Genomic DNA, 11,556 nt, shown 5'->3' on the forward strand with positions numbered 1-11,556 from the left:
TCGGAAAGAATTGGGAGGTCGGCATGGGTTGGCTGTTCGGCAAGGACAAGACGACGATGGTGGACCCCTCGGAGGCGTTGCCGGGCCGGTCAGAGGTCATGCCGGTGGCGACCCGCCACCTGGTCCTCGGCGCACCGCTCGCGCCGCCGTACCCGGAGGGGACCGAGATCGCGGAGTTCGGCCTCGGCTGTTTCTGGGGGGCGGAGCGCAAGTTCTGGCAGACCCCGGGCGTCGTCTCCACCTCAGTGGGCTACGCGGGCGGATACACGCCCAACCCCACGTACGAGGAGGTGTGTACCGCTCTGACCGGGCACACGGAGGTCGTCCGGGTCGTGTTCGACCCCCTCCAGGTCTCGTACGAGGAACTGCTCAAGGTGTTCTGGGAGGCGCACGACCCCACCCAGGGCATGCGACAGGGCAACGACGTCGGAACGCAGTACCGGTCGGCGATCTACACCCAGGGGCCGCAGCAGGAGAAGGCGGCGCGGGCGTCCAAGGAGGCGTATCAGGAGGTGCTGACCAAGGCCGGGTACGGCCAGATCACCACCGAGATCGCCCCGGCCGGCCCGTTCTACTTCGCCGAGGACTACCACCAGCAGTACCTGTTCCGTAACCCCAACGGCTACTGCGGCATCGGCGGCACCGGTGTCAACGCAGGTGACCCTTCGGCCTGGTGCCCGACTGGGCTGACGGCCTCTTCGGAGGAGTAGCCGGGATTGCTGAGACCTCCGGGTGGCGGTTCAGGCCTGCTCGGAGGTCTCGTTCTTGTCCTGGGCCACGAAGGAGCCCATGCCCGGGGTGGTGACGATGAGGCCGTCTTCGCGGAGCTTGGCGGTCACCTTGCGGATGGTCACGCGGGCGACGCCGAACTCGCCCTCCATCTGGACCTCGGAGATGAGGTAACGAGGCGGGTACTCGCCCGACTCGATGCGTGCGCGTACGACCTCGTAGATCTGCACCCACTTGGGTCGCGTCGGGTCGTAGTCGATCACGCGGCAACTGTAGGTAGTAGCCCCAGGAGAGACATAGAAGCTCATAGCTATAGACAGGTATATTTAGGCTCTGTAGCCTGCGGGCATGACGGAGCTTGAGGAACTGGTAGCGGGCTTCCCCGGCTGGTCGATCTGGCGCAGCCGGGCGGATGACGGGCCGGGAGACTGGTACGCGACGCGGCGGGGTCATCGGCTTACCCGTGCCGAGCTCGTGGCCGGCGCTTGCATGACGGTAGCCGCCGAAACCCTGGACGAGCTGCGGCGCGAACTGGACGAACAGACGGGCCGGTCGGCCGCGCGATGACGGCGGTGCAGGGAGGGCCGCGTCGGCTGGCCCGCGATCTGGTGGAGGCCCCAGAGTGGGACTGCCCGGGCATCGCGGTCCATCCGGGCATCGCGCTACGGAGCCGGAAACGGTTGGAGTGGCAGAACCAGCCTCGTGGGCCTTACCGAGTCATCGACCACACCTGCTGCTGCCAGGCAGTTGTCTACGAGCTCATCCGTGTCGGCGGCATCTACCAGGTCCACAAGGTCATTCAGTCTGACGCACCCGAGCACAAATACACCGGCGGCTGGAGAGGCGACGAAGCCCGCTACTGGTGGATGCGGATTCTGATGGGCTCAGCCCGTTGACGCCTGACTCTTGTTTACAAGGGCAGGGCTAACCGCCTGTCAGTGCGATCACACCCAGCTCAAGAGGTGATCGCAGAGCGGTGACAGGTGATCGTGTGCGGAGGCGTTGCTGTACGTCCTGCTGTACAGCAACGCGAGGCCGCCGGGAGCGTAGTTGTCGGTGACGCCCTTTAACCTTCCTCCACTGGGCAGATTGGAGGCCACGTGATCACTGCTGAGCTGGTAGAACCCACCAGACTGTGGGAAGCAGCCGAAGTCCTCGCTCGACCGAGCCCGGTGCCGGCTGCACCAGGGGTCTACGGGTGGTATTTCACGCAGGCCCCGCATCCGCTTCTGCCTACAGATCGCCTCCTGTACGTCGGCATCGCTCCTCGGCGCATAGCTACCCGCGTCAGCAAGCAGAATCTTCGAAACAGAGTCCGCTACCACTTCCGGGGCAACGCAGAGGGATCGACCTTGCGACTCACCCTCGGCTGCCTGCTCGGACTGGAGCTTCGCCGCGTGGGCAGCGGGAGGCGACTCACCTTCGGCAAGGTCGGCGAGACAGAACTGACGGCCTGGATGGCGGAGTACGCCCGTGTGTGCTGGACCCAGCACAACAAACCCTGGGCCGCCGAAACCGAGCTAATCGCTCAATTAGATCTCCCTCTCAACCTGGACCAGAATCGCCACCACGCCTTCCACCCCTACCTGAGCGGCCTCCGCGCGTCCGCACGTGCGCGCGCTCGGAGCCTTCCGATCAGCTCCTGAGAGACTCCCGCTCGCTAGCACGCTCGGCCAGCCCGCTCATCCGGTGGCAAGGACCGACGCAGTCGGTCCGCGGTAGCGATCGCCCCAGCTATCAACGGCGGGTTCCGAAGTGAGCGATCGACACGGCCTTAACCACTCCGACGCACCTCGCGTCGAGGACAAGGATGTGATGCCCACCTGCCGAGGAGCTGCGATCGTTACCTTGGGATGTTTAGCTTTACTGCCTTTCTCATACAGGCACCTGGAACGTCAGTCCGCGATCCGCAATGCAGTACCTTCACCGTCCAGAGCACTGACTGTCAGGATTCGCTGTGCATTGATCGGAACGGTCGCATTCCAGAGCAAAGCCGCGGAGTGCCCGCTAAGATGACCTTCTTTGGAACGCATCAACACCTATCTTGGGCGGGCCTCGTGGACCAGAGCGCGCAAGAGTCTGTTCTAACTTACCTCGACCTTGCCCTCAAACACTTGGGAAGCGCGAGCGGAGATCTTGACATACCAGATCCGATCGCTCATGCAGATCTTCGTGCTGGCTGGTCTTCATATCGGGAGAACTTGGCTCGCAAGGTCATGAGTAACGATTACGCTCCCGCTCATGTTGAGATTGTGGATTTGCCCAAGGACATAATCTCCGTTCGCCCGCTCGCTCGATTGCGACCAGAGCATCGTCTCGTGTATGACGCAGCAGTTTTTGCAGCGGCAGATAGCATCGAGTCTGCAATCCCACGTGGGGTTTATAGTTATAGATGGTGGAAGAGGCGGCAGCGTCTAGTCGGTCCCGGCAAAATGTGGATCACAATGCAGAGAGTTGCCAAGAGTCTTCACAACAAGAATCCTTCCCTTCTGCTGGCTCGCACCGATGTCACTGCCTTCTATGAGCACATTGAGGTTGATCAACTGATAGAAGACCTCAGCGCATTGGATGTTCCAGATTGGTCTGTTGAAATCCTCGATAACTTCCTGCGGGCTTTCAACGGCTTGAGTCACGCGTGGGGACTGCCGCAAGGCCCAGATTCTTCGGGAATCCTCGCAAATCTGTACCTAATCCCCCTCGACATGGAACTTGCGCGGAGAGGATATCGGCATTTCCGATACTCGGATGACATGTATATTTTCGCCAATGACTGGCTTGCGCTTCGCGAAATCATTGTAGAGGCAAATAAGCTGCTACGATATCGCCATCTCAACCTGGCTGGCAACAAGACCAGAATCATTGGTAGCCATGATGTCCCTAATGAGTTTGAAGATAGCGAGAAGGATGCCATCAGTTATGGCATAACCGTCGCTGATCAGGAGGCGCCAGGCGAGCTGAGGGCCTTCTTTGACAGAGTCATTGCACAAGAACCGGTGAGGGCCAGGGACCTCAAGTTCAGCCTTGGCAAATTTAAGCTTCTTGTGGACGACTATGCGGTCAAGTGGCTCCTGGCCAATATGGGAGAGGTGCCTCATCTAGCTCGTGAAGCGCTGGCGTACCTTAGCCTTTTCCACCAAGAGAACCCCAGCATCGGCAACTCGGTTATCGACCTACTCACCAATAGCAAGCTATTTCTGTACCCATACGCCGAACAGCATCTCCTGATCTACATGATCCAGAATGCTGTCCAGACGAATAAAGGAGTTAAGGCGGCATGGGACCTTTTGCTGAACCGGAATAAGGAAAGCTTCGTACGCGAGTTCGCTGCTCGCTACCTTGGCCTCTACGGCCTTCGGGGCGGTGCCTCGCGCCTTAAGCAGGAGTTCCAGCAGGAACAGAACCATAGAGTACGCCGAGCCTTGTTGGTGGCTTGTTACGAAGCGGGGCAATGCTCCGATCAATGGTTGTCTGTAGTCGCAGACTCCGATCCCGAGCTGAGGCTCACCGTTGAGTACTTGAAACAACGCCCAGAGAAGATTCCCGTTCCGGCAACTGGGAGACAATATGACTTCACCTGACGATGAACTTCGTCCATACCTAATAGAACTCGAAAGGCTTTACGAAGACGCATCCTATTCGGCACAGTCATATTTTGAGGCAGCCAAGTCGGCTGAATTTTGGGGAAAAGCTATAGTCTTTATCCCAGCAGTGGTAACCGCTGCCACCTCGCTACTGATTGCGCTTGGGGGTGACAAGCAATGGGGTGCGGTCGGCGCTGTCGCTGGCGCAGTCGCTGCGACCGCATCTTTTCTCGGATCGGGTAAGCAGGTCAGTTCATATAAGGACTCTGGCCGTCGCTTCACCGAGTTACGCCATAAAGCTAGAATGGAGCGCACTCTGGCGATAAAAAAGCCCAGCGAGACAGATCTAGAGAAGCAACTCCGAACGCTCCGAAAAGAGTACGGGGAAGTAGTTTCCAGTAGCGAGCTGATTCCCAATCGCCTATTCAAGCGTGTACAGCGTCGCATTGGTGCGGGCGTTCTTTCATACGAGGGGTCAGATGAACCCGCGAAAGGCGCGTGAGACATTTAGATGCGACAGCTTCGGAAATGGCTATTGAGTAGCAGTCAGACTGCCAGCCGGACTTCCAAAGGCCGAGCGCTTCTACCCACCGTGCGATGGTGCGGCGGGGTGGCCGGGCGGGACCGGCCCGGAGAGGCCGCACGCCCGCCCGGACCGCCCGGCCGCCCGCCGCCCAGCGGGCGGCGGCTTGATAGCGAGAAGAAAAGTAGCTTCCGATCTTGGGGCGAGGTCGGATATCGCCAGTAGCAGAGGCCGTAGTCCGGCTGCTTCGCTGATCGCGAGTCGTACGCTACGGCCCATGTCTACTGATGGTCCGGGTTGTCGCTGCATCGTCTGCCATGACTACGGGGACCGCGATGAGTGGGATGCCATGGATCGGCATACCGTTGAGCACGTTGGGAGTCGCGGCTGGAGCGTGAAGATGATTCCAGAGGACGATTTGGGGCCCGGCTTCGCCTACACCGTCGGCCTGTGGCACACCTACCGGTCGCCTGAGCTGGCCATGTTCGGTCTGGACATCCATCTCATGCACGAGCTGCTGAACCGCCTCGGAGACGGTGTCGCTGCGGGGGAGCCTGTCGAAGCGGAGCAGGAGCGGCACGACCTCATCGCGCGGCACCCTGTGGTCCTCAAGCAGGTCGACGTGAGGTGGTATCGAGAGTTCTTCGGGCAGGCGATCGCGTTCTATCGACGTCCACCATTTCCGGTGCTGGAAGTTGTGTGGCCTGACCCCGATGGCCGGTTCCCTTGGCACCCGGACTACGCCGAGCAGTACCGGGAGCTACAGCCCTCGCTGTGGCTCTGGCCTGGCGACCAACGAGATCTTTCTCCGTCTCATTGAGGGTAAGACGCCGCGCTGGGGGACGGCTTGCTCCAGCTAGGGATCTCTAGGACGTCTTGACGGCGTCCCATCGGGTGGTCTCCTTGACCTTGCTGCTGGCTGCACCCTTGATCCTGTCCATCGACAGAGAGGAGTGCGAAGGGAGGCAGCGTATGCAGCGAGGGGAGGATCCGGTAGAGCGGTGCCGTGTGGTGGCGGCGAGTGCGGGCGCCGGTCGGGGTGAGTGAATGACGAGATGCGGGCGCGGGTGGCGGCATCTCGGGCAGCTCAGGGACTCCCGCCAGTGGTCGAAGATCTGGCGGTGTTGGAACGGGTGGCATCGGTGTTCCGGCTCATCGGCGAGGCCGGGCCGGAACACCTGGGCCAGGTGGCCTAAGCGATCCAGTCGAAGGCGAACCTGTCGGGGTCCCACTTCTTGCGCGGGTCGGCGGGCGCGACGGTGATGGTGCGGATGACCGCGGCGACGATCGCGCGTTGCTGGGAGACGTTCATGGCCTCCCATCGGGTGAGCATCTCCTGCGCGGTGCCGATGAAGGGGATTAGGGGCGAGGTGCGCGACAGGCTTGCCAACTGGGCGCGGTTCTTGTCCAGTCGCAGTTCGATCGGGGTGCGAGCGGCCATCCATTCTCTGCGGCTGATTTCACGGCTGGCCCAGGCGTGGGCGAGTTCTTCCAGCAGTTCCTCGTCAGCGCGTACGGCCTCGGTGAGGTTGTCGTCATCGCCGCCGTCGTGATGGATGCGCTCGGCGAGGGCGGGAGAGTCGAGCGCGGTCAGCAGCATGTCGCGGACGTAGTTGTCGGTTCGGGCGGCGTTGGTGGCGACACCGCCGCATGAGCCGCTGCCGGGAACGTTCGGACAGACATACCGGGGGATGCCTGCGCGGGGACGGCCGTTCATCCGGTGCCCGCACCGGCCGCAGCGCAGAATCCCGGACAGGAGGTAGGTGCGCCCGGTGGCGGCCTGGCGGCGGTAGTCGCGGGTGGAATCGCTGAGTAATGCGCGCAGCCGGTCGGAGTCGACCGGGCTGATGATCGCGGGCCAGACGGCGTCGGCGACGATCTCACCCAGCAGAGGGCGGGTGGTCTTGAAGCTGCTGCGTGGAATGTGTTCCCTTCGCCCACTGATCCGGGCCGAGGCGAGCAGACGTCGCAACGTCGTCGGAACCCAGTGACGCCCGGAAGGTGTCTTCACGTCCCGCCGCTGGAAGTCCTTGCACACGCTCGCCAAGGATTCGCCGGCCAGCACGCGCCGGGCTGCCTCGCGGATGACGTCGGCCTCTTCGTCGATGACGGTCATGCGGTCTTCGGCGTAGCCGTAGGGGCGCATCCCGCCGCCGGAGACCTTGCCTGCCTCGGCGTTCTGGCGTCGCTGGCGCTTTTGACGTTCGGCCTTGTGCTCTGCCTCGTGGCGGGCTGCGGCCCCGAGCATGCGCGCGATCAGTCGACCGGTGGGGGTGGCCAGGTCGATTTCCCCGGTGACCGTGGCGAGTTCGATGCCGCGCCGGTCGGCCAGGTCGATGACGTCTTCCAACTCGCGTGGGGATCGTGTCAGCCTGTCCACGTGCCAGCACACGATGGCGTCGACAGTCCCGGCCTCGATGTCGCCGAGAAGTCGTTGCCATGCTGGGCGCGAGCTTCCGGAGTACGCGCTGACGTCGTTGTCGGAGTAGACGTCCACCACGTTCCAGCCTCGGCGTTCGACCAGGGCTCGGCAGTCGGCTTCCTGGCGGGCGACGCCGAGCCCAGCACCGGCGCGGTCCTGGCTGATCCGGCAGTAGATCGCAGCTCTGCGCATGGGTCACATAGATACACGCTCGTTGGCACCGGCGTGAGCTGCCCCATCGGCCTCACCACAGGCGAGGCGTAGACCAGCGGTTTCACCAACATCCTGGCCCAAGATCCTCCGGCGCACCCGGCTCTGATCTTGGGCCGGCCCCATATTCGGCGAGTAGTCGACGCGGCCTGGCGTTCATCGCGCATGTGAAAGTGCGTGCCGGTACATCATCGTCCAGTGGCGACCGTCCTTCAGAACCCGGTTGGATGGCGGGGTGTATATCGGCTTTCCAAGGCGTCGATCTCAGTCTCGTCGAGTCGTACAGCCAGGGCGGCCACGGCGTCGTCAAGGTGGGCCGGCTTGGTCGCTCCGATGACGGGTGCGGCGACGGTGGGATTGCCTAGCGCCCATGCGAGGGAGACTTGAGCCATGGGGATCTCACGCGTTGTCGCGATTCGGTGAACGGCATCGACGATTGGACGATCGACGTCACCGAAGAAGCGTTGTCCGATGGGATCTTTCGCCGAGCGGCCGGTCGCCTGCCCGTAGGGCCGGGCCAAGCGGCCCTTGGCAAGTGGGCACCACGGCAGGCTGGAGACGCCTTGGTCGACGAGCAGCGGAAACATTTCCCGTTCGTCCTCGCGTTGCACGAGGCTGTACTGGTTCTGCATCGACACGAATCTCGTGTGGCCACGATGCGTCGCGGTGTGCTGCATCTTGGAGAATTGCCACGCCCACATGGACGAGGCGCCGATGTACCGAACCTTCCCAGCCGCCACCACTTCGTGGAGGGCTTCCATCGTCTCCTCGACCGGGGTTCCCGGATCGAACCGGTGGACCTGGTAGAGGTCGATGTAGTCAGTGCCGAGGCGTGCAAGAGATGCGTCGACCTGATCGAGGATCGCCTCGCGGGACAGCCCCGAGCCTCCAGGGCCATCGTGCATGGGGAGCCCCACCTTGGTGGCGATGACGACATCCTCGCGCCGGGCGTACTCCTTCACGGCGCGGCCGACGATCTCCTCCGAAGTGCCGCCGCCATAGACGTTCGCGGTGTCCCACAGGGTGATGCCCAGCTCAACGGCTCGCCGGAAGATCGGTGCTGCAGCCTGCTCGTTCAGTGCCCAGGGGTTGACGCCTTGCGCCGGATCCGCGAACCCCATGCAACCGAGGGCGATCCGGCTGACCAGGAGATCGGTACGCCCCAGCGGCACGTACTCCATCGTCGCCGCGCTCATGCCGGGTACGGAGCGGTCTCGCGTGCCGACCGAAGCGCGCCTGCCCACCAGGCAAGTTGGTCGAGCAACGTCTTGGCGTAACCGGAGGCTTCAGGGTCGAGCGGACGACCGTCCTGCCACGCCGTGAAGTAGTTCGGGAAGGCCAGGCCATCGCGAATCGTCACCGCGTGCAACTCGGTCAGCACATTCTCCAGGTGCAGCACGGCATGCCGGCCGCCTGCTGCGCCGCCGTAGCTGACGAAGGCGACAGGTTTGGCCGTCCATTGGGTGAAGTGCCAGTCGATGGCCGCCTTCAGCGACGCGGGATAGCTGTGGTTGTACTCCGGTGTGACCACGATGAACGCGTCAGCGGCTTCCAGCGCCGAGGTCAGTGCCGCCATTCCGTTCGGGCGAGGGTAGCTGTCGCCGGCGAACTTCGGCGGTGCCGCGGGCAGGGCCAGCGGGATCTCGACCTGGGCCAGATCGACGACGTCCACATTGAACCCACCATGAGCGCGGGCCTGATCGGCGACCCACGAGGCCACCACTGGACCGAACCGTCCCTCCCGGACGCTCCCGACGATGATTGCCAAGTTGTGCTTGTCATCCATGCCCACCACGATCAGGCCGTCGTAGGTGCGACAACCAGACCGTGCTCAGGCTGGCCCCCAGAGGGCCACGCTGAGCACGCCGCGGTCAAAGTGCAGCGCCATATGCTTCCGGCATGGGTACGCCGTTGGGGGATTTCATCCGGGCCAAGCGCGACAGCATCCAGCCGGAGACGTTCGGGCTGCCGGAGCGAGGCCGCCGCCGTTCGCCTGGTCTGCGACGCTCGGATCTGGCTGCCCGGGCCGGCGTCAGCGTCGAATACCTGACCCGTATCGAGCAGGGTCGTGACCGCAACCCCTCAGCGGCGGTGGTGAACGCGCTCGCCGATGCGCTCAGCCTCGACCCTTCGGAGCGCAACCACCTGCGCTACCTGGCCAAGATCGCCGGCGGTGCATGTTCCGCCCGTACCTGGCCCGCACCACCGCGCCGCGACGTCCGGCCGTCTGTCCTGGAGACACTCCGCCTCCTTGAACCGGGGATCGCAGTGGTGACGAACCGGCTGGGCGACGTCCTGGCCTACACCAGCGGCTACGAGCTGGTGATGGGTGAAATCGGGTTGCTCGACACCGACACACCGAACCTCACCCGCTACGTCTTCACCGACCCTGCCGCCCGCACGTTCTTCGCCGACTGGGACGACGTCGCGGACGAGCAAGCCTTCGACCTGTGGCTCGCACCATCTGTCGAGAACTCCGAGTGGCTCACCGCGGAACTCGCACCCATCGCCGGGCCCGACTTCACGCGGCGCATGAACCGTCACCTGGTTCCGCGACGTGAAATGCTCCGACTCAACCACCCATCTGGGCACGAACTTCGGCTGCTCCGCGAGACGCTCGAACTCTCCTCGGATGCACAACAACTGGTCGTTTTCCTCCCTGCGGACGAGACGACAGCCCAGAGCATCGATCAACTCCGCCGCCCCTCGGTCCGACTCCGCGCAATCTCGTAACGCACCCCGGCCGTCATCTGTTGCAGGCGGGTCTGTACGGAGAAAGGTCGTCCGCCTTGTGCGTGTGTAGCAGGTTGCCTCAGCGATAGGACTACCACCAGCAGTATTTGTTCAAGCTTCCGGACGGCTACTGCGGGACCGGCGGCACCGGTACCAACGCAGGTGACCCTTCAGGCTGGTGCCCGGCTGGGCTGACGACCTCTTCGGAGGAGTAGCCGGGATGTGGTGAGACCTCCGGGCGCCGTCGTGCTTCTCGGAGGTTTCATGTTTCTGGTGCTGGTAGTTTACTACTTGAAGTAGTAAACTACCGCTATGGGTACGCCTGAACAGGCATTTCCGCCAGGGGAAGGGCCCGCGGCCAAGGTGAGCGTCTCCTTGCGGGCCGGCAACATCCGCGCCATCAAGGAGCGTGTCGGCGCGCGCGGGTTTTCTGCCTACGTCGACGCCGCTGTGGAGCGGCAGATCGAGCGGGACCTGCTGGAGGAGGCCCTGCAGGCGAACGAGAACGAGTGCGGTCCCATCCCGCAGCATCTGCGGGACGAGGCTGAGCAGTTGCTCCGTAGCGTGAAGTCCGCTCCGGAGCTACAGGAGGAGCGTGGATGGCACGCGCACGAAGCAAGCTGAGTGCGGGGACGGTCATCCTTGACTCCGAGGGGCTCTCGAAGTGGTGTGCGGCCGACCAGCGAGTCACGGCGATTGTCCGAGAGGCGCAGAACAACGACTTCCGCGTTTCCATCAGTGCCCTGACGCCTATCGAGGCCTTCGACGGCCGGGTGACGAACGATCGGTTGCGCTGGCACCTGTCCCGGCTGCGTGTCGAGCCGGTGACCGAGGAGGTCTCCATCCACGCGCTGGATCTGCTCCGTGAGAGCGGTCTTCACGGCCACAAGTACGCGATCGATGCTGTCGTGGCCGCCACGGCTCTTCGCTCCACCCGGCCCGTCATCATCCTCACCTCGGACGAGGACGACATGAGCAAGATCTGCGGCAAGGCGGTTCGTCTCGTGCGCGTGTAGGTGCTGAATTATTGCCCCAGCGATACGACTACCACCAGCAGTACCTGTTCCGTAATCCGAACGGCTACTGCGGCATCGGCGGGACCAACGTCAAGCTAGGTGACCCCTGCAGTGGTGTCCTTGCGACGGAGCTGGGTATCGCACCGTGTTCATTTGAAAGCGAGACGTGATGGAGCGTCGGCTCATAGCATCAACGCTATGAGCTGGGGGTACGGGAGCAATGCTCAGAACCTGTGGATCGGCTCGGGGGCGTACCCTCCCGAGTGATCGATTCGAAGGTCACTGAGTAGGCCGACGTTGGCGCGTCGGCTGGGAGGGCACGCCCATGCTTACCGTAGTCAA

Annotated in this window: 13 protein-coding genes and 1 pseudogene; 10 read left to right on the top strand and 4 right to left on the bottom strand. The window is 63.2% G+C overall.

The features are described from left to right. The first annotated feature begins 23 nt into the window (after positions 1 to 23). Entirely contained in the window at positions 24 to 710 is a 687-nt protein-coding gene (gene msrA / locus JOL79_RS26515; protein ID WP_210158607.1) for a peptide-methionine (S)-S-oxide reductase MsrA, read from the top strand. A 30-nt stretch (positions 711 to 740) separates the two neighbouring features. Here the strand turns inward: msrA and JOL79_RS26520 are convergent, their stop codons facing one another. Continuing rightward, a complete protein-coding gene (locus JOL79_RS26520; protein ID WP_150935878.1) occupies positions 741 to 992 on the bottom strand; it encodes a GntR family transcriptional regulator in 252 nt (83 codons plus the stop codon). Positions 993 to 1,077: 85 nt separating this feature from the next. Here JOL79_RS26520 and JOL79_RS26525 point away from each other — a divergent pair, with 85 nt between their 5' ends. The 5 genes from JOL79_RS26525 (at position 1,078) to JOL79_RS26545 (ending at position 5,653) form a co-directional block, all read left to right on the top strand. Then, entirely contained in the window at positions 1,078 to 1,296 is a 219-nt protein-coding gene (locus tag JOL79_RS26525) for a hypothetical protein (protein ID WP_210158609.1), read from the top strand. Positions 1,297 to 1,829: 533 nt separating this feature from the next. Beyond that, positions 1,830 to 2,375 carry a GIY-YIG nuclease family protein gene (locus tag JOL79_RS26530; RefSeq protein WP_210158610.1) on the top strand — a complete coding sequence of 182 codons (546 nt, stop codon included), beginning with the start codon at positions 1,830 to 1,832 and terminating at the stop codon, positions 2,373 to 2,375. A 672-nt stretch (positions 2,376 to 3,047) separates the two neighbouring features. After that, positions 3,048 to 4,307: an RNA-directed DNA polymerase gene (locus JOL79_RS26535; RefSeq protein ID WP_210158611.1), complete on the top strand. Its 1,260-nt coding sequence runs from the start codon at positions 3,048 to 3,050 to the stop codon at positions 4,305 to 4,307. Further along, positions 4,294 to 4,812 (top strand): SLATT domain-containing protein, encoded by a 519-nt coding sequence (locus JOL79_RS26540; RefSeq protein ID WP_210158612.1) that lies wholly within the window; start codon positions 4,294 to 4,296, stop codon positions 4,810 to 4,812. Before JOL79_RS26535 ends, JOL79_RS26540 begins: the two co-directional genes overlap by 14 nt. 298 nt (positions 4,813 to 5,110) lie before the next feature. Beyond that, positions 5,111 to 5,653 (top strand): DUF4262 domain-containing protein, encoded by a 543-nt coding sequence (locus tag JOL79_RS26545; protein ID WP_210158613.1) that lies wholly within the window; start codon positions 5,111 to 5,113, stop codon positions 5,651 to 5,653. A 372-nt stretch (positions 5,654 to 6,025) separates the two neighbouring features. On the opposite strand, the gene JOL79_RS26550 is transcribed toward JOL79_RS26545, so the two are convergent. The 3 genes from JOL79_RS26550 to JOL79_RS26560 form a co-directional block, all read right to left on the bottom strand. After that, positions 6,026 to 7,447: a recombinase family protein gene (locus JOL79_RS26550; RefSeq protein ID WP_210158614.1), complete on the bottom strand. Its 1,422-nt coding sequence runs from the start codon at positions 7,445 to 7,447 to the stop codon at positions 6,026 to 6,028. Between the two features lie 230 nt (positions 7,448 to 7,677). Beyond that, positions 7,678 to 8,661: an aldo/keto reductase gene (locus JOL79_RS26555; protein ID WP_307848740.1), complete on the bottom strand. Its 984-nt coding sequence runs from the start codon at positions 8,659 to 8,661 to the stop codon at positions 7,678 to 7,680. After that, positions 8,658 to 9,251 carry an NADPH-dependent FMN reductase gene (locus tag JOL79_RS26560; protein WP_210158615.1) on the bottom strand — a complete coding sequence of 198 codons (594 nt, stop codon included), beginning with the start codon at positions 9,249 to 9,251 and terminating at the stop codon, positions 8,658 to 8,660. Before JOL79_RS26560 ends, JOL79_RS26555 begins: the two co-directional genes overlap by 4 nt. Positions 9,252 to 9,364: 113 nt before the next feature. Here JOL79_RS26560 and JOL79_RS26565 point away from each other — a divergent pair, with 113 nt between their 5' ends. The 4 genes and pseudogenes from JOL79_RS26565 (at position 9,365) to JOL79_RS26575 (ending at position 11,214) form a co-directional block, all read left to right on the top strand. Then, on the top strand, positions 9,365 to 10,198 hold the full coding sequence (locus tag JOL79_RS26565) for a helix-turn-helix domain-containing protein (protein WP_210158616.1): 834 nt from the start codon (positions 9,365 to 9,367) through the stop codon (positions 10,196 to 10,198). Between the two features lie 89 nt (positions 10,199 to 10,287). Next, positions 10,288 to 10,413, top strand: a pseudogene (locus JOL79_RS35990) (peptide-methionine (S)-S-oxide reductase MsrA); the annotation flags it as partial. Between the two features lie 97 nt (positions 10,414 to 10,510). Further along, the gene (locus JOL79_RS26570; RefSeq protein WP_210158617.1) at positions 10,511 to 10,822 is read left to right on the top strand and encodes a hypothetical protein; all 312 of its coding nucleotides are present in this window, start codon (positions 10,511 to 10,513) and stop codon (positions 10,820 to 10,822) included. Beyond that, positions 10,798 to 11,214 carry a PIN domain-containing protein gene (locus JOL79_RS26575; protein ID WP_210158618.1) on the top strand — a complete coding sequence of 139 codons (417 nt, stop codon included), beginning with the start codon at positions 10,798 to 10,800 and terminating at the stop codon, positions 11,212 to 11,214. The genes JOL79_RS26570 and JOL79_RS26575 overlap by 25 nt, the downstream gene beginning before the upstream one ends. The last annotated feature ends 342 nt before the right edge of the window (positions 11,215 to 11,556 follow it).

This window comes from Microbispora oryzae (genome assembly GCF_017896165.1).
In the GTDB taxonomy this organism is placed as follows: domain Bacteria; phylum Actinomycetota; class Actinomycetes; order Streptosporangiales; family Streptosporangiaceae; genus Microbispora; species Microbispora oryzae.